This window comes from Pseudomonas entomophila, from assembly GCF_013523165.1.
In the GTDB taxonomy this organism is placed as follows: domain Bacteria; phylum Pseudomonadota; class Gammaproteobacteria; order Pseudomonadales; family Pseudomonadaceae; genus Aquipseudomonas; species Aquipseudomonas entomophila_A.
In genome coordinates this window covers 195,102-217,501 of sequence record NZ_JAAMQI010000001.1, presented here as the reverse complement: position 1 = coordinate 217,501, position 22,400 = coordinate 195,102, and the positions used below count along the sequence as shown (strand labels likewise).

The window sequence follows — 22,400 nt, the reverse complement described above, 5'->3', positions numbered from 1 at the left end:
GAACGGCAAGCGCTAAGCTGCACGCGATAAGAGAAAGCCCCGGCCATGCCGGGGCTTTTTCGTTGGGCGATGGAATCGATCAGGGGTGTTCCAGGCAGTCGGACGGGACACGTATCCAGCCTTCCATCAACGTGCGTGCGCTGCGGCTCATGGTGACCTGGGCCACTGTCCAGTCGCCCCGCTCCTGACGCACATCGGCGCCTACCCGCAAGATGCCCGAGGGGTGACCGAAGCGAACGATCGCCCGCGCCTGCCCGCCCGCCGCTCGACTGACCACCGTGCCGGGAATGGCCGCGGCCGTGCCAATGGCCACGGCGGCGGTGCCCATCATGGCGTGGTGCAGCTTGCCCATGGACAAGGCCCGCACCAGCAGGTCGATATCGTCGGCCTGGACCGGCTTGCCGCTGGAGGCGGCATAGGCTATCGGGGGCGCGACGAAGGCCAGCTTGGGCGTGTGCTGCCGGCCTGCCGCTTCCTCGATGCGCGTGATCAGACCCATGCGCACGGCGCCGTAGGCACGGATCGTTTCCAGGCGCGCCAGTGCCTGCTCATCGCCGTTGATCGCGGCCTGCAGCTCCGTACCGTGGTAACCCAACGCTGCAGCGTCGACGAAGATCGTCGGGATACCTGCATTGATCAAGGTAGCCTCGAACGTGCCGATGCCCGGCACTTCCAAGGCGTCGATCAATCGTCCGGTCGGGAACATGGCGCCCCCGCCTTCGCTGTCATCGGCGGCCGGGTCGACGAAGGTCAGCTGCACCTCGGCGGCCGGGAACGTCACGCCATCGAGTTCGAAGTCGCCCGTCTCCTGCACCTGCCCCTCGCGCATGGGTACCTGGGCAATGATGGTCTTGCCGATGTTGGCCTGCCAGATGCGCACGGTCGCCATCCCGTCGCGGGGCAGGCGCTGCGCATCGATCAGGCCGGAGGCGATGGCGAAGGCGCCGACCGCCGCCGACAGGTTGCCGCAGTTGCCGCTCCAGTCGACGAACGCCGTGTCGATCGACACCTGGCCGAACAGGTAGTCCACTTCATGCCCGGGGCGCTCGCTCGGCGACAGGATCACCGCCTTGCTGGTGCTGGACGTCGCACCGCCCATGCCGTCGGTCTGCTTGCCGTAGGGGTCGGGGCTGCCCAGCACTCGCAACAGCAGCGCGTCGCGCACCGGCCCTGGCTGCTGTGCGGCCTCGGGCAGGTCCTGGAGGCGAAAGAACACCCCCTTGCTGGTACCGCCGCGCAGGTAGCTGGCGGGGATCTTGAGTTGCGGAGCGTGCATGGGATGGTCTCCTGGACGGAACGTCGCGGCAGGACCGCGACGAAAAGGGGTCACGCGCGAGCGTCGAGAAAATCCTGGGCGAAGCGTTGCAGCACCCCGCCCGCTTCATAGATCGAGACTTCTTCGGCGGTGTCCAGCCGACAGATCACCGGCACCTGCAGCGACGTGCCGTCGCGCCGCGTGATCACGCACGTCAGCTGCGCGCCCGGCGTGCGCTCGCCGAGCACGTCGAAGGTCTCGCTGCCATCGATGCCCAGGGTCTTGCGGTCGGTGCCGGGCTGGAACTCCAGCGGCAGGACGCCCATGCCCACCAGATTGGTCCGGTGGATACGCTCGAAGCCTTCGGCGACGATCGCCTCGACCCCGGCCAGGCGCACGCCCTTGGCCGCCCAGTCACGGGACGACCCTTGTCCATAGTCGGCACCGGCGATGATGATCAGCGGCTGACGGCGTTGCATGTAGGTCTCGATGGCCTCCCACATGCGCATCACCTGGCCTTCGGGCTCGAGCCGCGTCAGCGAACCCTGGCGCACGCTGCCATCGGCGTTGCGCACCATTTCGTTGAACAGCTTGGGGTTGGCGAAGGTGGCGCGCTGGGCGGTGAGGTGGTCGCCGCGGTGCGTGGCGTAGGAGTTGAAGTCTTCCTCGGGGACGCCCATGCGCGTCAGGTACTCGCCCGCCGCGCTGTCGGCCATGATGGCGTTGGACGGCGACAGGTGATCGGTGGTGATGTTGTCTGGCAGCACCGCCAGCGCGCGCAGGCCGCGCAACGTGCGCTCCCCGGCCAGCGCCCCCTCCCAGTAGGGCGGACGGCGGATGTAGGTGCTCATCGGCCGCCAGTCGTAGAGCGGCGCCACGGCCGGGCCGCTGAACGACTCGACGGCGAACATGGGGATGTAGACCTGGCGAAACTGCTCGGGCTTGACGGCCGCGCGCACCACGGCATCGATCTCGGCATCGCTGGGCCACAGGTCTTTCAGGCGGATCGGCTGGCCGTCGACCACGCCCAGCACGTCCTTTTCGATGTCGAAGCGGATGGTGCCGGCGATCGCGTAGGCCACCACCAAAGGTGGCGAGGCGAGAAAGGCCTGCCGCGCATAGGGGTGGATGCGCCCGTCGAAGTTGCGGTTGCCTGACAGCACGGCGGTGGCGTACAGGTCGCGGTCGATGATCTCCTGCTGGATCGCCGGATCGAGCGCGCCGGACATGCCGTTGCAGGTGGTGCAGGCGAAGGCGACGATGCCGAAGCCCAGGCGTTCGAGTTCGTGTTCGAGCCCGGCTTCTCGCAGGTACAGCTGGACGGCCTTGGAACCGGGCGCCAGCGAGGACTTGACCCAGGGCTTGCGGGTCAGCCCCAGGCGGTTGGCATTGCGCGCCAGCAGCCCGGCCGCGATGACGTTGCGCGGGTTGCTGGTGTTGGTGCAGCTGGTGATGGCGGCGATGATCACGGCGCCGTCAGGCATCAGGCCTGGCTGCTCGCTCCAGGCACCGGCGATGCCCTTGGCGGCGAGGTCGCGGGTGGCCACGCGGGCATGGGGGTTGGACGGACCGGCCAAGTTGCGCTCGACGCTGCTCAGGTCGAAGTGCAAGGTACGCTCGTACACGACCTCCTGCAGGGTCTCGGCCCACAGGCCGGCGACCTTGGCATAGGTGTCCACCAGCGCCACCTGCGCCTCTTCGCGCCCGGTCAGGCGCAGGTAGTCCAGGGTCTGCTGATCGATGGCGAACATCGCTGCCGTGGCGCCGTACTCCGGGGCCATGTTGGAAATGGTCGCCCGGTCGCCCAGGGTCAGCGCCCGCGCACCGTCGCCATGGAACTCCAGATAGGCACCGACCACCTTCTGCTGGCGCAGGAACTCGGTGAGCGCCAGCACCAGGTCGGTGGCGGTCATGCCTTCGGCCAGGCGACCGCTCAGTTCGACCCCGACGATGTTCGGCAGGCGCATCCACGAGGCCCGCCCGAGCATGACGTTCTCGGCCTCCAGCCCCCCCACGCCGATGGCGATCACCCCCAGTGCATCCACATGGGGGGTATGGCTGTCGGTGCCGACGCAGGTGTCAGGGTAGGCCACCCCATGCTCGGCATGGATCACCGGCGACATCTTCTCCAGGTTGATCTGGTGCATGATGCCGTTGCCGGGCTGGATCACTTCCACGTTGCGAAACGCCTGCTTGGTCCAGTCGATGAAGTGGAAGCGGTCCTCGTTGCGCCGGTCCTCGATGGCGCGGTTCTTCTCGAACGCCTGGGGGTCGTACCCCCCGCACTCGACCGACAGCGAATGGTCGACGATCAGCTGCACCGGCACCACCGGGTTGACCTGCGCAGGGTCGCCGCCCTTGTCGGCGATGGCATCACGCAGGCCGGCCAGGTCCACCAGGGCGGTCTGCCCCAGGATGTCATGGCACACCACGCGCGCCGGGTACCACGGGAAGTCCAGGTCGCGACGGCGTTCGATCAACTGGCGCAGCGAGGCTTCGAGGGTCGCTGGCGCGCAACGGCGGACCAGGTTCTCGGCCAGCACGCGCGACGTGTATGGCAACCCTGCGTAGGCGCCGGGCTGGATCGCCTCGACGGCCGCGCGGGCATCGAAATAGTCGAGGTCGGTGCCGGGAAGGTGCTTGCGGTAGTCGGTATTCATGCGGGATCAGGCTCGCTCACGGTAATCGGAAGGCGTGCGCCGCACGTGTGGGAGCGGGCTTGCCCGCGAATGCGTCGGTGCTGGACACCCATATGCCCGCGCTTGCACATTCGCGGGCAAGCCCGCTCCCACAGGTTTGGCATCGGCGCCCCTCAGGCTCAACGCTGTTCGATGGGCACGAACGTGCGCTGTTCTACGCCGGTGTACTCGGCACTCGGTCGGATGATGCGGTTGTTGGCCCGCTGCTCGAACACGTGCGCTGCCCAACCGGTCAGGCGCGAGCAGACGAAGATGGGCGTGAACAGCGGGGTCGGGATGCCCATGAAGTGGTAGGCCGAGGCATGGTAGAAGTCGGCGTTGGGGAACAGCTTCTTCTGCTCCCACATGGTCGCGTCGATGGCCTGCGACACCGGGAACAGCACCCGATCGCCCACCGACTCGGCGAGTCGTTCGGCCCAGCCCTTGATCACCTCGTTGCGCGGGTCGGACTCCTTGTAGATGGCATGCCCGAAGCCCATGATCTTGTCCTTGCGCTCGAGCATCTTCAACAGCTCGGTACGCGCCTGCTCGGGCGAATCGAAGCGCTCGATCAACGCCATGGCCGCTTCGTTGGCGCCGCCGTGCAGCGGGCCGCGCAACGTGCCGATGGCGGCGGTGATGCAGGAGTACAGGTCCGACAGGGTCGAGGCGCAGACCCGCGCGGTGAAGGTCGAGGCGTTGAACTCGTGTTCGGCATACAGGATCAGCGAGACGTTCATCACCTTGACATGCAGCGGGTCGGGCGTCTTGCCGTGCAGCAGCGCCAGGAAATGCCCGGCCAGGGTGTCCTGGTCGCTGGTGCAGTCGATGCGCGTGCCATGGTGCGTGAAGCGGTACCAATAGCACATGATCGCCGGGAACGTGGCCAGCAATCGGTCGGTACGGTCCTGCTGCAGGTCGAAGGTACGCTCCGGCTCCAAGGTGCCCAGCACCGAGCAGCCCGTGCGCATGACATCCATCGGGTGGGTGTCCTTGGGCAGGCGCTCGAGCACCTCCTTGAGCGCCTGAGGCAGGTCGCGCTGCCCCTTGAGCGCATGCTTGTAGTCGTCGAGCTCGGCCTTGGTCGGCAGCTCGCCCTGCAGCAGCAGGTAGGCGACTTCTTCGAACTCGGCCTGGGCGGCCAGCTCGCGGACATCGTAGCCTCGGTAGGTCAGGCCAGCGCCGGCCTGGCCGACCGTCGACAGTGCCGTCTGCCCGGCGACCTGGCCGCGCAGGCCGGCCCCGCTGAGTACTTTTGCTTCGGCCATGGACATTCTCCATTGTTGGATTTGTTATGGATGACAGGCGAATCAGGGTGTATCGGGTTCAACGCTCCTCGCGCGGCGCGTACAGGGCGTCGAGCTGCTGCTCGAAGGCGTGATAGCCGATGGCGTCGTACAGCTCCATGCGCGTCTGCATGGTGTCGAGCACGTGTTGTTGCGTGCCGTCGCGGCGCAACGCGGCGTAGACGTTCTCGGCGGCCTTGTTCATGGCGCGGAACGCCGACAGCGGGTACAGCACCAGGGAGACGTCGACCGACGCCAGCTGCTCGGTGGTGTACAGCGGCGTGGCGCCGAACTCGGTGATGTTGGCCAGGATCGGCGCGCGCACCCGGTCGGCGAAGAGCTTGTACAGGGGCAGCTCGGTGATCGCCTCGGGGAACACCATGTCGGCCCCGGCCTCGACGCAGGCGGCGGCACGGTCGAGGGCCGACTCCAGCCCCTCGACGGCCAGCGCATCGGTGCGCGCCATGATCACGAAGCTGTCGTCGGTTCGTGCATCGACCGCCGCCTTGATCCGGTCGACCATCTCCTGCAATGGCACGATCGCCTTGTTGGGCCGATGACCACAGCGCTTGGCGCCGACCTGGTCTTCGATGTGCAGGGCCGCGGCACCGAACTTGATCATCGAGCGCACGGTGCGCGCGACGTTGAACGCCGAAGCACCGAAGCCGGTGTCGACATCCACCAGCAGCGGCAGGTCGCAGACGTCGGTGATACGGCGCACGTCGGTCAGCACGTCGTCCAGCCCGCTGATCCCCAGGTCCGGCAGACCCAGCGAACCGGCTGCCACGCCACCTCCGGACAGGTAGATGGCCTGGAAGCCGGCGCGCTTGGCCAGCAGTGCATGGTTGGCATTGATGGTGCCGACCACCTGCAAGGGACGTTCGGCGGCGACGGCATCGCGAAAGCGTTGGCCGGGCGTGTGCTTCGTGCTCATGACTCACCTCGTGACGGGGTATCGGCGCTCTGGAAGTGCCGCTCGATGTTGCGCCGGGAGCCACCGATATGGCGGCGCATCAGCAATTCGGCCAGCTCGCCGTCGCGGTCGGCGATCGCATCGAGGATGCGATGGTGCTCGGCAAAGGCCTGGCGCGGACGATTGGGCGTGAAGGAGAACTGGATGCGGTACATGCGCACCAGCTGGTACAGCTCGCCACAGAGCAGCTTGACCAGCGTCTGGTTGCCGCTGCCCTGGATGATGCGGTAGTGAAAGTCGAAGTCGCCTTCCTGCTGGTAGTAGCCCAGCCCCGCCTGGAAAGCCGCATCGCGCTCATGGGTGTCGAGCACCTGGCGCAGCGCGTCGATCGCTTCCTGACTCATGCGTTCGGCCGCCAGCCGGCAGGCCATGCCTTCGAGGGACTCGCGGATCTCGTAGAGCTCGATCAGTTCGGCCTGGTCGAGCGACACCACCCGTGCGCCCACATGCGGCACGCGCACCAGCAGCCGTTGCCCTTCCAGGCGATGGATGGCTTCTCGCAAGGGGCCCCGGCTGATGCCGTAGGTGCGCGCCAGTTCAGGTTCGGAGATCTTGCTGCCTGGCGCGATCTCGCCCTGCACGATCGCCGCCTGGATACGCCGGAACACATGCTCGGACAAAGTCTCGGCATGTTCCGCGTCAGGGGCAGAGGAAGCGATCGCTTCGGACATAGTGTCGACACCAACGTTGGATAATGCAGTGAAACTAGCTCAATACCCGATTTTCGTCAAAGCCATAAGAAGGATTGTCGACAATAGTCGAACGTCGAACTTACCCTTATCGGCAAGGTCTGAACGCCGCGCGTCTGGCGCCCTGAAACCGGCGTGCTAGAATGCCGCGCCTCCTAGTGTCTAGGGATGATGCGTTCGTCGGCGCCCCAGGCGTCCACGGGCCTACGAAGGAGCTTGCGCAGTCCATGCCATTCGCCTTGATTCGAACACTGCATTGCATTGCGCCAGGATTATGAGACTCACGCCTTATCTATTGCTGTTCTGCCTGATCGTGCCCACTGCCTTGGCACAGGCCGCGGAGAAGACCGTCTACGGTCTGAACGAATACGCCCGCCTGCTCGATCTCGACCTCGAAGTGGCCGCCAAGCTCGACACCGGTGCCAAGACCGCCTCGCTCAGCGCCCGAGACATCAAGCGCTTCAAGCGCAATGGCGAGAGCTGGGTGCGCTTCTACCTGGCCATCGACACGGCCCACTCGCACCCGATCGAGCGCCCTCTGGCGCGGGTCAGCAAGATCAAGCGCCGGGCCGGCGACTATGATGCCGAGCAAGGCAAGGCGTACACCGCCCGGCCGGTCATCGAACTGGACATGTGCATGGGGCGCAGCCGGCGCACCATTGAGGTCAACCTTACTGACCGCAGCACCTTCCAGTTCCCCTTGCTGATCGGTGCCGAGGCGCTCAAGCACTTCGATGCCCTGGTCGACCCCAGCCTCAAATACGCGGCCGGCAAACCTGCCTGTGCCCTCGTCGCTCCTACCGCAGAGTAACCTCGATGCGCTCTCTTACGCTTCATTTGAAAATCCTGATCACCGTCCTGGTCCTGCTGGGCGTGGCGGTCACGGCTTATCAGATCTACGTCCTCGACATCCCGGTGACCGAAAACGAGACCGACGATTTGTGGAACATCGATGCCAAGGTCGAGTTCGTCGCCAGCAGCAAGGACCCGGTCAAGGTGCAGATGTTCGTGCCGCCGCTGAACCGCGACTATGTCAGCATCACCGAAAGCTTCATCTCCAACAATTACGGGTTCAGCGTCAATCGCGCCGATGGCAACCGCAAGGTGACCTGGTCGGCACGCCGTGCCAGCGGCAACCAGACGTTGTACTACCGACTGGTGCTGACCAAGCGTTACAGCACGGAAAAGGCCACCGTCAAGGGCCCGACCTTCCGTGACAGCCTGGCGGTGGACGGCCCCGAGAAGATCGCTGCCGAAGCGCTGATGGCGCCGATTCGTCAGCATTCGGCCGACGTCGAGACCTTCGTCAGCGAAACCATCAAGCGGGTCAACAACCTCAACGACGACAACGTCAAGCTGCTGCTGGCCGGTGATACCTCGCCGCTGAACAAGGCCAAGGTGATCGACCTGCTGCTGTCCATCGCCCACGTGCCGATGGAAAAGGTGCACACCGTGCGCCTGGTGGCCGACGTGCCGCAGACGCCCGAGCTGTGGCTGCGCAGCTTCAACGGCAAGGACTGGCTGTACTTCAACCCCGACACCGGCGAACAGGGCCTGCCGAGCGATCGCCTGCTGTGGTGGACCGGCGACGACAACCTGATCACCGTCGATGGCGGGCGCAAGGTCAACGTCACCTTCAGCCTGAGCAGCAGCGAGATGAATGCCATCCGCCTGACCAAGGTGACCGACGAGAACACCGACGCCGACTTCCTCGAATATTCGCTCTACGGGCTGCCGCTGCAGACCCAGCAGACCTTCATGATCATGGTGATGATCCCGATCGGCGTGCTGGTGATCCTGGTGCTGCGCAACCTGATCGGCCTCCAGACCCTGGGGACCTTCACGCCAGTACTGATCGCCCTGGCCTTCCGTGAGACCCAGCTGGGCTTCGGCATCGTGCTGTTCACCGTGATCACGGCGTTGGGCCTGTCGCTACGCTCGTACCTCGAGCACCTCAAGCTGCAGATGCTGCCCAGGCTGTCGGTGGTGCTGACCTTCGTGGTGATATTGATCGCCGCGATCAGCCTGTTCAGCCACAAGCTGGGCCTGGAGCGCGGGCTGTCGGTGGCGCTGTTCCCGATGGTGATCCTGACCATGACCATCGAGCGCCTGTCCATCACCTGGGAAGAGCGTGGCGGCGGTCACGCCATGAAAGTCGCCATCGGCACCCTGTTCGCCGCGTCGCTGGCGCACCTGCTGATGATGGTGCCGGAGCTGGTCTACTTCGTCTTCACCTTCCCGGCGGTGCTGTTGATCCTGGTCGGCTTCATGCTGGCGATGGGTCGCTACCGCGGCTATCGCCTGACCGAGCTGGTACGGTTCAAGGCCTTTCTGAAAAAGGCTGACAGCTGATGTTCGGACTGATCAAGACCTGGAAAGCCCTGGAAGCCCGGGGCATCATGGGCATCAACCGGCGCAACGCGGACTACGTGCTCAAGTACAACAAGCGCCATCTGTACCCGATCGTCGATGACAAGATCATCACCAAGGAGCGAGCGCTCGCCGCGGGCATCCACGTGCCCGAGATGTACGGCGTCATCGAGACCGAGAAGGACATCGACAAGCTCGACCAGATCATCGGCGGGCGCACCGACTTCGTCATCAAGCCGGCCCAGGGCGCCGGTGGCGACGGCATCCTGGTGATCGCCGACCGCTTCGAGGGCCGCTACCGGACGGTGTCGGGCAAGATCATCAGCCACGAAGAGATCGAGCATCAGGTCTCGAGCATCCTGACCGGCCTGTATTCCTTGGGCGGTCACCGCGATCGGGCGCTGATCGAATACCGGGTCACGCCCGACCCGATCTTCAAGAGCATCAGCTACGAAGGCGTGCCCGACATCCGCATCATCGTGCTGATGGGCTACCCGGTGATGGCAATGCTGCGCCTGCCAACCCGGCAGTCCGGCGGCAAGGCCAACCTGCACCAGGGCGCGATCGGCGTGGGCGTGGACCTGGCGACGGGCGTGACCCTGCGCGGCACCTGGTTGAACAACATCATCAGCAAGCACCCGGACACCACCAATGCGGTGGACGGGGTGCAGTTGCCCAACTGGGACGGCTTCATGAAGCTGGCGGCAGGCTGCTACGAGCTGTGCGGGCTGGGTTACATCGGGGTGGACATGGTGCTGGACCAGGACCGCGGGCCGTTGATCCTCGAGCTCAACGCACGACCCGGCCTGAACATCCAGATCGCCAACGATTGCGGCCTGACCCAGCGCACCCATGCCATCGAAGCGCACATCGAGGCGTTGGCCAAGGAGGGTATCGAAGAGGATGCGGCGCAGCGGGTGAAGGTGGCGCAGAATCTGTTCGGCCATCTGCCGCATGCCTGAAGCATCCAGGTCCGAAGGCTGTTTTGACCAGGGTTGGCATGATGGCAGCGATGGCGGTGCCTGTACCGCCGTCATCGCCGGCAAGCCGGCTCCCACAGGGGATACCTGTGGCTGGGGAGACCTACTGTGACGCCTTCAGGCCTTGGACTGCTATACGCCAACGAGCGACCTGGCCTCTACCGGCCTGTAAGCGCGCAGCGCTAGGCGTCGATGACGGGGCCGACTACAATCGCTGCCTCGACTTCAAGCGCCTTTGATCCGCATGCCGACCTGTACGCTTTACCCTCTGCCCTATCAGCCCGACCCTGCCGTGTACTTCGCCCGTTTGCGCGAGGCGCCGGGGGCGATCCTGCTGGACAGCGCGCGCCCCGGCGCGACGCGTGGGCGCTTCGACCTGGCCAGCGCCTGGCCTGTCGAGCAGTTCCAGCCCCAGGCCGATGAGCACGGCACGGTCTTTCTGGCGCGCCTGCGCGCTGCCTTGCAGACCCTGGGGCCTGCGCAATTGCCAGAGGGCTGCGAGTCGCCTTTCGCTGGCGGCCTGATCGGCTACCTGAGCTACGATTTCGGGCGGCGCCTCGAGCGATTGCCGACGCTGGCCCGCGATGACCTGGGCCTGCCCGACGCGGACCTTGGACTATACGCCTGGGCCTTGGTCAGCGATCACCAGCGGCGCCTGACCCACCTGGTCTTTCACCCTTGCCTGGCGGCCCAGGAGCGCCAACGGCTGGTCGCACTGTTCGAGACGCCTGCTGCCCAGGCCCACAGCCCTTTCCGTCTGCTGGCCCCCATGCGCGGCGACCTCGAGGCCGGCCAGTATCGCCAGGCCTTCGAGCGAGTGCAGGCCTACATCCAGGCCGGCGACTGCTACCAGATCAACCTGACCCAGCGCTTTCGCGCGCCCTGCGAGGGGGATCCCTGGCACGCCTACCAGGCCTTGCGCCAGGCCTGCCCTACCCCTTTTTCCGGCTACCGGCGGCTGCCTGACGGCAGCGCGCTGCTGAGCTTCTCGCCGGAGCGCTTCGTGCGCGTCAGCGCCGGTACGGTGGAGACCCGCCCCATCAAGGGCACCCGTCCTCGTGACGCCGACCCGGTGCAGGATGCGCGCAACGCCGCCGAACTGCAGGCCAGCCTCAAGGACCGCTCCGAGAACCTGATGATCGTCGACCTGCTGCGCAATGACCTGGGACGCACCTGCGCGGTCGGCTCGGTCAAGGTTCCCGAACTGTTCAGCCTGGAAAGCTACCCGAACGTCCACCATCTGGTCAGCAGCATCACGGGGCAATTGGCCACCGACCACGACGCACTGGACCTGATCGCCGGCAGCTTCCCTGGCGGGTCGATCACCGGGGCGCCGAAGATCCGCGCCATGCAGATCATCGACGAACTGGAGCCGACGCGCCGGGCGCTGTACTGCGGCTCGCTGCTGTACCTCGATGTACGTGGCGAGATGGACAGCTCCATCGCCATTCGCAGCCTGCTGGTGAAGGATGGCCAGGTCAGTTGCTGGGGCGGCGGCGCGGTGGTGGGCGATTCGCGCTGGGAGGACGAGTACGAGGAATCCATCGCCAAGGTCCGGGTGCTGATGGAAACGCTGCAGCGCCTGTAGGACGGCCGTGCACGCCGTGGCCAGGCCCGGCGTGTGCCCCTCGTCGTGCGTAATTTTGTTACCATTTGCGCACTACGAGCGCACAGCGCCATTACACGCATGGAAACCGCCTGATGAGCCAACCTCTCGACGTCGCTGCCCTGGCCGCGACCTATGCCGACAAGTCCCCCCAAGAGATCCTGAAACTCGCGTTCGAGCACTTCGGTGACGACCTGTGGATCTCCTTCAGCGGCGCCGAAGACGTCGTACTGCTCGACATGGCCTGGAAGCTCAACAAGCAGGTCAAAGTGTTCAGCCTGGATACCGGCCGACTGCACCCGGAAACCTACCGCTTCATCGACCAGGTTCGCGAGCAGTACGCACTGTCGATCGACATCCTGAGCCCGGACCGCGACCTGCTCGACCCGTTCGTCAAGCAGAAGGGCCTGTTCAGTTTCTACCGGGATGGACACGGGGAATGCTGCGGGATTCGCAAGATCGAGCCCCTGCGTCGCAAGCTGTCCACCGTCAGCGCCTGGGCGACCGGACAACGTCGCGACCAGAGCCCTGGCACACGCAGCCATGTGCCGGTGATCGAGATCGACGCTGCCTTCTCCACCCCCGAGCGTACCTTGTACAAGTTCAACCCCTTGGCGCAGATGACCAGCGCCGAAGTCTGGGGCTATATCCGCATGCTCGAGCTGCCCTACAACAGCCTGCACGAGCGCGGCTTCATCAGCATCGGCTGCGAGCCCTGCACACGTCCCGTGCTGCCCAACCAGCACGAGCGTGAAGGCCGCTGGTGGTGGGAGGAGTCGACGCAGAAGGAATGTGGGTTGCATGCAGGCAACCTGATTGCCAGGAGCTGACGACAAGCGACAGGAGCCTCGGGAGAGGCTCCATGTTCAGTGCTGATCCTGTAGCCCTCAGGACCGGTCCGGCGCCCCCGGCTTGACTGCAGGAGCAGCCCCTGTGCCGCGATTGGGCCGCCTGCGGCCCACAGCATCTGCCCCACCGTTCACCTGGCCACCCTGCCAGGGCAGCTCCACCCGCTTGCAGCGTGCAGCTCGTGACCCTCCACTGGTGCCTCAGTGCACCGGCAGCTCCACCCCCGCGAACAGCTCTTCCAGCTCCTGCTTGTTGTGGCACTGGATCGCCTTGGCCATGACGTCACGGGTCAGGTGCGGCGCGAACGTCTCGATGAAATCGCACATGAAGCCACGCAGGAAGGTCCCGCGACGGAAACCGATCTTGGTGATGCTCGGCTCGAACAGCTCGCTCGCATCCAGCGCCACCAGGTCGCTGTCGAGCTTGGCGTCAACCGCCATGCCGGCCACGATGCCCACGCCCAATCCCAAACGCACGTACGTCTTGATCACGTCGGCGTCGGCGGCGGTGAACACCACCTTCGGCGTCAGCCCGCGATGGCTGAAGGCCTCGTCCAGCTTGGAGCGCCCGGTGAACCCGAACACGTAGGTCACGATCGGGTACTCGGCCACCGCTTCCAGGGTCAGTTTGGGCAGCTTGGCCAGCGGATGACCCTGGGGCACCACCACGCACCGGTTCCACGTGTAGCACGGCATCATGATCAGGTCGCCGAACAGCTCCAGCGCTTCGGTGGCGATGGCGAAGTCCACGGTGCCATCGGCCGCCATTTCAGCGATCTGCATGGGCGAACCCTGGTGCATGTGCAAGGACACTTCCGGGTACTGCTTGATGAAGCCACTGATCACCGGCGGCAGCGCATAGCGCGCCTGGGTGTGCGTGGTGGCGATGGACAGCGTGCCTTTCTTCTCGTTGGAGAACTCCTGGGCGATCTGCTTGATGCTTTCGACCTTGCGCAGGATTTCACCGGCCGTGGTGATGATCCGCTCACCGGCCGGCGTGACGCGCGTCAGATGCTTGCCACTGCGCGCGAACACCTCGACCCCCAGTTCATCTTCGAGCAGGCGGATCTGCTTGCTGATGCCAGGCTGAGACGTATAGAGACTCTGCGCGGTCGCGGAGACGTTCAGGTCGTGGTGCGCCACTTCCCAGATGTAGCGCAGTTGTTGAAGCTTCATAGAGATCCCTCGGATCGGCGATGGCCCGCCGTGCTGCCGGCAACGATTTATAACCATATTAGGGGATAACAACGCCAACATAGAACTCTTTTCTTATCAGCGGTGTGTCGGTGCCTCAGACCTGATCCAAGCGTTGATCGAGCTGGCGCATCAGCGGCGCCATGTACACAGGCACGGACGACAATTGCATCAGCCGAGCGGCTGTACGACCGACTGGAACATCGCCCTCGGCACGCTGGGCATGACTGCCGAAGACCAGCAGATCGACGCCCAGCCGGCGGACCTGGTCGAGAATCACCTGAGCCGGATCGCCCTGCCGCACCCGGACCGCCCTGATCAGCGCCAGATCGGCCGTTTCGCCCAGGTCCTGGCGAAAGGTGTCCAGCACCTGTTGCTCGATGTTCGCCATGACCACACCGACGCCCTGGCTGTGCAAGCGATCCAAGGTGCGCTCATCCAGGTAGCTCTGCAGCAGCGACTCGGCGAACCGCCCCATCGGCTCCACCACGTGGATCACATACAGCTCGGCTTGAAACGCACGTGCCAGGGACAGCGCGTGTTGCAGCACCAAGGGCGCGTAGGCCCCCAGGTCGGTAGCGTACAGCAGGGAGCGAACCATGCGACCTCCTCGACTGCCGCGTGGGCAGGGCACGATTGAGCTTAGACGCAGGGCCGACATTTGGCCTGTCGGCCTGCGCGCGCAGGCCATGCACCCAGGTTACCCCGTGGGTCCAGGCGAGCGTGCAGAGACAAGGTCGCCAGGGCGCGTGTGGGCCGGTATGCCTAAAACGCCGCTGCCATGACCCGAAGCATTGTTCCGCCTTGTATAACGCGCTAAGGTTCGGCTCCCCGCCTCGAACAATCCAACGGCTGGGCCGCACGGGGTTTGCTGGCGGCCGACGCCCGTGACCTGACGAGTAACACGATGGCTGATTTACCGATCGATGACCTCAACGTCGCTTCCAATGAAACGCTGATCACCCCCGATCAGCTCAAGCGGGAGCTTCCTCTCAGCGCCAGCGCCTTGCAGACCGTGACCGCCGGTCGCGACGTGGTGCGCAACATCCTGGACGGCAAGGATCATCGCCTGTTCGTGGTCGTGGGCCCCTGCTCCATCCACGACATCGACGCCGCGCACGAGTATGCCGAGCGCCTGAAGGTGCTGGCAGAGGAAGTGTCCGACACCTTGTACCTGGTCATGCGGGTGTACTTCGAAAAGCCGCGCACCACCGTCGGCTGGAAAGGCCTGATCAACGATCCTTACCTGGATGACTCGTTCAAGATCCAGGACGGCCTGCACATCGGGCGCAAGCTGTTGCTCGACCTGGCCGAAAAAGGCCTGCCGACCGCGACCGAAGCACTCGACCCGATCTCGCCGCAGTACCTGCAGGACCTGATCAGCTGGTCGGCCATCGGCGCACGCACCACCGAGTCGCAGACGCACCGTGAAATGGCCTCGGGTCTGTCGTCGGCGGTCGGTTTCAAGAACGGCACCGATGGCGGCCTGACCGTGGCGATCAATGCCTTGCAGTCGGTTTCCAAACCCCACCGCTTCCTGGGCATCAACCAGGAGGGTGGCGTCTCGATCGTCACCACCAAGGGGAACGCGTACGGGCACGTGGTGCTGCGCGGTGGCAATGGCAAGCCCAACTACGACTCGGTCAGCGTTGCGCTGTGCGAGCAGGACCTGGCCAAGGCCAAGATCAAGGCCAACATCATGGTCGACTGCAGCCACGCCAACTCCAACAAGGACCCGGCCTTGCAGCCGCTGGTCATGGACAACGTGGCCAACCAGATCCTCGAAGGCAATCAGTCGATCATCGGCTTGATGGTGGAAAGCCACCTGAACTGGGGCTGCCAGTCGATTCCCAAAGACCTGTCCGAGCTTCAGTATGGCGTATCGGTCACCGATGCGTGCATCGACTGGTCTGCCACGGAAAAAGCCCTGCGCAGCATGCGTGACAAGCTCAAGGACGTGCTGCCGCGTCGTCAGCGCGAGCACTGATCGGTTCCGAAGGGGGCGCCCAGGCCGACGGGGCGCCTTCGGTCGATGCGAGGACATGCCGCGAAGCGGCTTGGGCAATCGGAGCGCCAGGCCATGCCCGGCACCCCGACGCATCGGTCAGGTCTTGTGCACCTGACGCTGGTGACGCTCCATGTAGCGCTCGACGTACGAGCACGATGGAATGACCGTGTAGCCCATCTGCTCGGCATACGCCAGCGCCTGCTCGGTAAGCGCCGCGGCGATGCCGCGCCCGCGCAGGGCGTTGGGCACGAACGTGCGGTAGATGTCCAGGGTCTGCTTGCCCAGGTCCATGTACGTCAGGTAGGCACGATGACCGTCCACGCTGGTTTCGAATTGATGACCTGCCTGGTCATGGTGAATGCTCAGCGCTTCGTTCATCGCAACTCCTAGTAGGCCCTTGCCTAGACCTTTTCTTCATCGACTGTTCGTACTGCCGGCACGGCCCCGGACGTTCGCGTGTGACAGGCGCACGATGCCTGGGTCGCCAGCATGCCCTTGCGATAGTAAGCGCCTCAGGCCAGGTTGCTCAAGCGGCAACACATCGAAATGACAGAATCGTGTCAGCAGGCAATGAGCACGAAAACGCCGCAAGAAGAAACTGTATGTAGGAACACCAACAGGTGCAGACACGAGATCACCAAGTTGGTTCAAGGAAAAGTTACCGTATCGATACACTTTTCTACTACGGCCCTGCAGTAGGCGAGTCCACTACGCGCCGATGCATGATGGCACCATTTTTTTCACGTTTCTTGCACAACGTCCGTTTACTTACTACAAGTAATGAGTACTATGTACGACGGCCAGTTTCTCTTTTGCGAGAGATGGCTACTTACGAGATGGATTAAAGTCCTTGAGGGGAACACGATGAACAATGCTCTGAAATTCTCTGCTCTGGCGCTGGCCGCCGTCCTGGCAACCGGTTGCAGCAGCAGCCACACCAAGGAAAGCGAAGCGCGTCTGACCGCTACCGAAGACGCCGCTGCCCGTGCTCAGGCACGTGCCGACGAAGCCTACCGCAAAGCCGATGACGCCATGGCTGCCGCTCAGAAAGCTCAGCAGACCGCTGACGAAGCCAATGAGCGCGCCCTGCGCATGCTGGACAAAGCCAGCCGCAAGTAAGCATCCTCAGGGATTGAAAAAAGGCCGACCCTTTGCAGGGCCGGCCTTTTTTCTTGATTGAACCGACCTCGACGGGTCGGTCGGGCAGGTTCACATCGGTACTGCACGCGGCAAGACGTCAGGCGCTGCGCGCTCTCAACGTATCTCTTCAGGAATGTCCGAGACCATCGACGCCGACTGCGAGGCATCGAGCGGCGTGGCGATCTCGACAGGCAGACCGTCCTCGGCAGCAAGCACGTCCCGCAGCGTGTCCCAGTCCATGCGCACGTTGTGCGTCAGGTCCTCGCGCTTGAGCAAGGTATTGACCAGTGTCGTGTGCTTGTCGACTACCGAAGGGTCGCCATGGTCATCCAGTGGCGTGTGCGCCTCCAGGTAGACCGCTCCTGCACTCTTGCCGAACTTGTAAGGCTCATTAATGATACGCACGGGCGTGCCGACCGGCACTCGCTCCGAAAGTTCCAGTACATTGTTATTGAACATGCGGAAACAGCCATGGCTGGTGCGCATGCCAATGCCGAACTTCTTATTGGAACCGTGGATCAAGTAACCCGGCAAGCCCAATGTAAACTTGAACGGCCCCAAGGGGTTGTCAGGGCCGGCCGGCACCACGGCTGGCAGGATATCTCCGTCGGCCGCATGCTCGGCACGAATCGAAGCCGGCGGCGTCCAGGTCGGGTTGGGCGTCTTGGCGACGATCTTGGTCGTGGCGATGGGCGAGCCCCACCCTTCGCGCCCGATCCCCAGGGGGTAGGTGTGCACAACAGGCTCATCCTTGGGGTAGTAGTACAGGCGGTATTCGGCCAGGTTGATCACGATGCCTTCACGCGGCCCCGGCGGCAGGATGAAGCGCGTCGGCAGTACGATTTCGGTACCCGCTCCCGGCAGCCAGGGGTCGACGCCCGGGTTGGCGGCGATCATCTCCAGGTAGCCCAGGTCATTGGCCGTGCCGATGTCGGCGAACGTGTCTTCGTATTTGGCCTTGATCACCTGGACCTGACCGACGATGTCCTCACCCGGCGGGGGCAACGGCAACTCCAATGCCATGGCGGGTCCTGTCGTCAGCAGGGCAGCCAGGGAAAGGCGACGAGCGACGGCGGGAAATCGCTGCAACATCCGGTAAATCCTTCATCAGGGAGGGCAAGAGCGGCGATTGTATACCGGCGCGCGAGCCCTCGGCATGGAACACGGCCAGGTTAGCCATTCAGATGATCAACGGCGGTCAGAGTTCCGGCCAGACCGGGCGCGTACCACGCCGCTGAGCCTCGAGAATCGCCTTGCACAACGGACACAGCCGGTCATCGCGGTGAACCGTCCTGGGCACGGCCGACCACCGTGGCTGCGCCGGCAGCAGCCCCCCGCACAATGTACGGTCGACCGGCGCGCCCAGCTCCAGCTGACGAGCGATCAGGTGGACGCGGATTTCCTGGCAGGCGAACAGGTCGAGCTGATCGTCAGGCTCGATCAACTGGTAGGCGTGAAGGGACCAGGCAGGGCGTGGCATCAACAAGGTGTTCCAGAGCGGGGGGCGCCACATTAGCCGAAAGCGGCCCCCGATAAAAGCGTCAGAGCAGCGGTTTTATCACCGGCCAGGCGTTTTCCAGCAGCTGCTGCTGGGCCTTTTGCGCAGGGTGGATGCCATCGGCCTGCATCAGGCTGGGGACGCCGCCGACCCCTTCCAGGAAGAACGGCACGAGCGGGACCGACTTCTGCTGGGCCAGCGTCTCGTAGACCTGCGCGAACGCCGTGGTATAACGCACCCCATAATTGGGCGGCAGGCGCATCCCGAGCAGTACCACCTTGGCGCCTGCGGCACGCGAGGCGTCGATCATGCTGCCCAGGTTCTTCTCGAGCTGCTGGGGCGGCTGCCCACGCAGGCCGTCATTGCCGCCCAGCTCCACCACCACCAGCGTCGGCGTGTGCCTGGCCAGCAGAGCCGGCAAGCGCGCCTGTCCGCCGGCACTGGTGTCACCGCTGATCGAGGCATTGACCACCTGGTCCTTGAAACCCTCGGCCTGCACCCGCTGTCGCAACAGGGACACCCAACCGTACTCAGGGTCCAGCCCGAAACCGGCACTGATGCTGTCGCCGACCACCAGGACGGTGCCCGCCATCGCGCTCTGGGCCAGGCAGCACGCTGCAAGACCGATACTCATCCACCACCTTCGCATTGGAATCTCCATGGTCCCCAGCATTCTCGTTGTGCAGCACCTTAGCAAAGTGGTCCCCAGCGCGGAAGGCGACCTCACCATTCTGCACCCCCTGTCGCTGTCGCTCGAGCCAGGCGACAGCCTGGCCATCGTGGGCGCCTCGGGCTCGGGCAAGTCGACCCTGCTCGGGCTGCTGGCCGGCCTCGACCAGCCGACCAGCGGCACGGTGACGCTCGCCGGTCATGACCTGGGGACGCTCGACGAGGACCAGCGCGCCAAGGTGCGGGCCGAGCACGTCGGCTTCGTGTTCCAGTCGTTCCAGCTGCTCGACAGCCTCGATGCGCTGGAGAACGTCATGTTGCCCATGGAACTGGAAGGCCGCCGTGACGCGCGCGACCAGGCACGCGCCCTGCTCGAACGGGTCGGCCTGGGCCAGCGCCTGACCCATTCGCCCCGCCAGCTGTCGGGGGGTGAACAGCAGCGGGTGGCGATTGCGCGCGCGTTCGCCGCAGAGCCCTCGGTGCTGTTCGCCGATGAACCGACCGGCAACCTGGACAGCCACACGGGCGAGCGCATCAGTGACCTGTTGTTCGAACTCAACCAGGAACGCGGCACGACCCTGGTGCTGGTCACCCACGATGGGCGGCTGGCACAACGCTGCAGGCGCTCGATCCGCCTGGAGGGCGGTCGCCTGGTGACCGCGCAGGCGCCACGATGAGCCAGGTTCCGCTGACTCGCCTGTGCCGCCTGGCCCTGCGCCAGGTCTGGCGCGATACGCGCACCCACGAAGTGCGCGTGCTGTTCTTCGCCCTGCTCGTGGCCGTTGCCGCCAGCACCGCCATCGGTTACTTCGGCGCACGCCTCAACGGCGCCATGCAGTTGCGCGCCACCGAATTCCTGGGGGCCGACCTGGTGCTGCAAGGCTCCTCGCCCGCCACACAGGCACAGCACGCCATCGGGCGTGCCTCAGGCATGGCCGAGGCCCATGTGGTCGAGTTCGCCAGCGTGGTGGCTTCCGACCAGGGCATTCAGCTGTCCAGCATCAAGGCCGTCGACGAGGCTTACCCCCTGCGTGGCCAGGTGCGCAGCGCCGCAGCGCCCTACGCAACCGAATCGCCCGGTGGCACCCCGGCGCCAGGAGAGGCCTGGGTGGAAGCCCGCCTGCTGGTGGCCTTGGCGCTGTCGGTCGGTGACCGCATCGACGTGGGCCAGAAGAGTCTGCGCATCGCCCGCGTCCTGACCTACGAGCCGGACCGCGCCGGCAATTTCTACAGCCTGACGCCACGTGTCCTGATCAACCTGAAGGACCTGGACGCCACTGGTGTGGTGCAGCCGGGCAGCCGCGTGACCTACCGCGACCTCTGGCGCGGCGGAGGTACAGCCTTGAGCGCGTACCGGAGCCGCATCGAACCTACCCTGAACGCCAACCAGCGCCTGCGCGATACACGCGATGGCAACCAGCAGATCGGCGGTGCGCTGGGCAAGGCCGAGCGCTACCTGAACATGGCCAGCCTGGTGGCGGTCCTGCTGGCGGGTGTGGCCGTTGCCCTGTCGGCCAGTCGCTATGCGGCGCGACGGCTCGATGCCAGCGCCCTGCTGCGTTGCCTAGGGCTGTCGCGCCGTGAAGCCTTGAGCCTGTTCTGCCTGCAGCTGGCCCTGCTTGGCCTGGTGGCAGCCTGCGCAGGTGCGGCCTTGGGCTGGCTGGCGCAACTGGGCCTGTTCCGCCTGCTGCACGGGCTGCTGCCGCCGGAGGTCCCTGCCGGGGGCCTGGCGCCTGCCCTGGCGGGGATCGGCACCGGGCTGGTGGCGCTGGCAGGCTTTGCCCTGCCGCCGCTGGCCGCGCTGGGCCGTGTCCCGCCCCTGCGCGTGTTGCGCCGTGACCTGCTGCCCGTTCCGCTCAGCAGTTGGCTGGTGTATGGCGCAGCGCTGCTGGCCCTGGGCCTGATCATGTGGCGGCTGAGCCTCGACCTGCTGCTCACGTTCACGTTGCTCGGTGGTGGCCTGATCGCGGCCGGGGTACTGGGTGGGTTGCTCCTGCTGGGCCTGCGCGGTGTACGTCGCCTGCTGGGCGATGCACCGTTGCCCTGGCGCCTGGGCCTGGGCCAGTTGTTGCGTCACCCGTTGTCCGCCGCCGGGCAAGCCTTGGCCTTCGGCTTGATCCTGATGGCCATGGCGTTGGTCGCCCTGCTGCGCGGTGAATTGCTCGACAATTGGCAGGCGCAATTGCCCGAGGACGCGCCGAATCACTTCGCGCTGAACATCCTGCCCGAAGACCGGGAACCGTTCACACAACGCCTGGCCTCGATCGGCGCCAGCGCAGCGCCACTCTACCCTGTCCTGCCAGGCCGCCTCGTAGCCATCAATGATCAACCGGTGCGCGAGCGCGTGGTCGAGGACTCGACCGGAGGACGCGCCGTCCAGCGTGACCTGAGCCTGACCTGGTCTGCCGACCTGCCTGCGGGCAATGCGCTGACCGAAGGTCGGTGGTGGCAGGCCGCCCCGACGCCTGGCACTGTGCCCGGCGTCTCGGTGGAGGCCGAGCTGGCCCGCAGCCTGGAACTGAAACTGGGCGATGTCCTGCGCTTCGACATCGGCGGCGAGGTGCGCCAGGCCCAGGTCAGCAGTGTGCGCTCGGTGCACTGGGACAACTTCCAGCCCAACTTCTACATGATCTTCCAGCCGGACACCCTGCAGGGGCTGCCCGCCACCTACCTCACCAGCTTCTATCTGGCGCCTGGGCACGACCAGGCCGTGGTCGCGCTGTCGCGTGCCTTCCCGGCGGTCACGCTGCTGCAGGTCGACGCCCTGCTCGAGCAGTTGCGCAGCATCCTCGAACAAGTGACGCTGGCCGTGGAGTTCGTCTTGCTGTTCGTCCTGGCGGCCGGGCTGGCCGTGCTCTTCGCCGGCCTGCAAGCGACGCTGGACGAACGCATCCGCCAAGGCGCCCTGCTGCGGGCCCTGGGCGCCAGGCGCGCGTTGCTAGTGACCGCCCGGCGCATCGAGTTCGGGCTGCTGGGCGCCGTCAGCGGCCTGCTGGCGGCGCTCGGCTGCGAGGTGATCACCCTGGTGCTGTATCGCTTCGCCTTCGCCCTGCCCTGGGCGCCACACCCCTGGCTGTTGGCGCTGCCGCTGTTCGGCGCGCTGCTGGTCGGTGTGGCGGGCGTGCTTGGCACTCGGCGGGCGCTCACGACCAGCCCCTTGACCGTGCTGAGGGAGTCCTGAGGGGCTGCCCGTCCCCCTGCGCGCC

Annotated in this window: 20 protein-coding genes; 9 read left to right on the top strand and 11 right to left on the bottom strand. The window is 65.3% G+C overall.

Features of this window, described 5'->3' with window-relative positions; translation table 11 throughout:
• Positions 1-79 precede the first annotated feature (79 nt).
• The 5 genes from prpF to G7Z99_RS00960 form a co-directional block, all read right to left on the bottom strand.
• Positions 80-1,276 (bottom strand): 2-methylaconitate cis-trans isomerase PrpF, encoded by a 1,197-nt coding sequence (prpF, locus tag G7Z99_RS00980; protein ID WP_181091194.1) that lies wholly within the window; start codon positions 1,274-1,276, stop codon positions 80-82.
• Positions 1,277-1,326: 50 nt separating this feature from the next.
• On the bottom strand, positions 1,327-3,915 hold the full coding sequence (gene acnD / locus G7Z99_RS00975; RefSeq protein ID WP_181091192.1) for a Fe/S-dependent 2-methylisocitrate dehydratase AcnD: 2,589 nt from the start codon (positions 3,913-3,915) through the stop codon (positions 1,327-1,329).
• Between the two features lie 158 nt (positions 3,916-4,073).
• On the bottom strand, positions 4,074-5,201 hold the full coding sequence (prpC, locus tag G7Z99_RS00970) for a bifunctional 2-methylcitrate synthase/citrate synthase (protein WP_181091190.1): 1,128 nt from the start codon (positions 5,199-5,201) through the stop codon (positions 4,074-4,076).
• A 58-nt stretch (positions 5,202-5,259) separates the two neighbouring features.
• A complete protein-coding gene (gene prpB, locus G7Z99_RS00965) occupies positions 5,260-6,153 on the bottom strand; it encodes a methylisocitrate lyase (protein ID WP_181091188.1) in 894 nt (297 codons plus the stop codon).
• Positions 6,150-6,863 carry a GntR family transcriptional regulator gene (locus tag G7Z99_RS00960; protein ID WP_181091186.1) on the bottom strand — a complete coding sequence of 238 codons (714 nt, stop codon included), beginning with the start codon at positions 6,861-6,863 and terminating at the stop codon, positions 6,150-6,152. Before G7Z99_RS00960 ends, prpB begins: the two co-directional genes overlap by 4 nt.
• Positions 6,864-7,155: 292 nt before the next feature.
• On the opposite strand from G7Z99_RS00960, the gene rloA reads away from it, so the two are divergent.
• From rloA to G7Z99_RS00935, 5 genes are all read left to right on the top strand, one after another.
• Entirely contained in the window at positions 7,156-7,692 is a 537-nt protein-coding gene (gene rloA / locus G7Z99_RS00955) for a retropepsin-like aspartic peptidase RloA (RefSeq protein ID WP_181091184.1), read from the top strand.
• 5 nt (positions 7,693-7,697) lie between these two features.
• The gene (gene rloB, locus G7Z99_RS00950; protein WP_181091182.1) at positions 7,698-9,233 is read left to right on the top strand and encodes an osmotic stress tolerance membrane protein RloB; all 1,536 of its coding nucleotides are present in this window, start codon (positions 7,698-7,700) and stop codon (positions 9,231-9,233) included.
• Complete coding sequence (locus tag G7Z99_RS00945; RefSeq protein WP_181091180.1) at positions 9,233-10,213, top strand: alpha-L-glutamate ligase-like protein; 981 nt, start codon at positions 9,233-9,235, stop codon at positions 10,211-10,213. The genes rloB and G7Z99_RS00945 overlap by 1 nt, the downstream gene beginning before the upstream one ends.
• A 262-nt stretch (positions 10,214-10,475) precedes the next feature.
• Positions 10,476-11,819 (top strand): aminodeoxychorismate synthase component I, encoded by a 1,344-nt coding sequence (pabB, locus tag G7Z99_RS00940; protein WP_181091178.1) that lies wholly within the window; start codon positions 10,476-10,478, stop codon positions 11,817-11,819.
• A gap of 113 nt (positions 11,820-11,932) precedes the next feature.
• Positions 11,933-12,667 (top strand): phosphoadenylyl-sulfate reductase, encoded by a 735-nt coding sequence (locus G7Z99_RS00935; RefSeq protein ID WP_181091176.1) that lies wholly within the window; start codon positions 11,933-11,935, stop codon positions 12,665-12,667.
• A 219-nt stretch (positions 12,668-12,886) separates the two neighbouring features.
• Here the strand turns inward: G7Z99_RS00935 and cysB are convergent, their stop codons facing one another.
• Both cysB and G7Z99_RS00925 read right to left on the bottom strand, forming a co-directional pair.
• A complete protein-coding gene (gene cysB / locus G7Z99_RS00930; protein ID WP_181091175.1) occupies positions 12,887-13,861 on the bottom strand; it encodes an HTH-type transcriptional regulator CysB in 975 nt (324 codons plus the stop codon).
• Positions 13,862-13,976: 115 nt separating this feature from the next.
• Positions 13,977-14,480: a universal stress protein gene (locus G7Z99_RS00925; protein WP_181091173.1), complete on the bottom strand. Its 504-nt coding sequence runs from the start codon at positions 14,478-14,480 to the stop codon at positions 13,977-13,979.
• 306 nt (positions 14,481-14,786) lie between these two features.
• On the opposite strand from G7Z99_RS00925, the gene G7Z99_RS00920 reads away from it, so the two are divergent.
• Positions 14,787-15,866, top strand: coding sequence for a 3-deoxy-7-phosphoheptulonate synthase (locus G7Z99_RS00920; RefSeq protein WP_181091171.1), 1,080 nt, complete (start codon positions 14,787-14,789; stop codon positions 15,864-15,866).
• A gap of 117 nt (positions 15,867-15,983) precedes the next feature.
• On the opposite strand, the gene G7Z99_RS00915 is transcribed toward G7Z99_RS00920, so the two are convergent.
• Positions 15,984-16,265 (bottom strand): GNAT family N-acetyltransferase, encoded by a 282-nt coding sequence (locus G7Z99_RS00915; protein WP_060393119.1) that lies wholly within the window; start codon positions 16,263-16,265, stop codon positions 15,984-15,986.
• A gap of 486 nt (positions 16,266-16,751) precedes the next feature.
• Here G7Z99_RS00915 and G7Z99_RS00910 point away from each other — a divergent pair, with 486 nt between their 5' ends.
• Positions 16,752-17,006 (top strand): Lpp/OprI family alanine-zipper lipoprotein, encoded by a 255-nt coding sequence (locus G7Z99_RS00910; protein WP_181091169.1) that lies wholly within the window; start codon positions 16,752-16,754, stop codon positions 17,004-17,006.
• Between the two features lie 135 nt (positions 17,007-17,141).
• On the opposite strand, the gene G7Z99_RS00905 is transcribed toward G7Z99_RS00910, so the two are convergent.
• From G7Z99_RS00905 to G7Z99_RS00895, 3 genes are all read right to left on the bottom strand, one after another.
• Positions 17,142-18,119 (bottom strand): L,D-transpeptidase family protein, encoded by a 978-nt coding sequence (locus G7Z99_RS00905; RefSeq protein ID WP_181091167.1) that lies wholly within the window; start codon positions 18,117-18,119, stop codon positions 17,142-17,144.
• A gap of 106 nt (positions 18,120-18,225) precedes the next feature.
• Positions 18,226-18,507 carry a hypothetical protein gene (locus tag G7Z99_RS00900; RefSeq protein WP_181091165.1) on the bottom strand — a complete coding sequence of 94 codons (282 nt, stop codon included), beginning with the start codon at positions 18,505-18,507 and terminating at the stop codon, positions 18,226-18,228.
• Between the two features lie 61 nt (positions 18,508-18,568).
• Positions 18,569-19,174, bottom strand: coding sequence for an arylesterase (locus tag G7Z99_RS00895; protein ID WP_181091163.1), 606 nt, complete (start codon positions 19,172-19,174; stop codon positions 18,569-18,571).
• A gap of 10 nt (positions 19,175-19,184) precedes the next feature.
• On the opposite strand from G7Z99_RS00895, the gene G7Z99_RS00890 reads away from it, so the two are divergent.
• Together G7Z99_RS00890 and G7Z99_RS00885 are read left to right on the top strand one after the other, a co-directional pair.
• Entirely contained in the window at positions 19,185-19,871 is a 687-nt protein-coding gene (locus G7Z99_RS00890; protein WP_181091161.1) for an ABC transporter ATP-binding protein, read from the top strand.
• A complete protein-coding gene (locus G7Z99_RS00885) occupies positions 19,868-22,375 on the top strand; it encodes an ABC transporter permease (protein ID WP_181091159.1) in 2,508 nt (835 codons plus the stop codon). Before G7Z99_RS00890 ends, G7Z99_RS00885 begins: the two co-directional genes overlap by 4 nt.
• Positions 22,376-22,400: the final 25 nt, after the last annotated feature.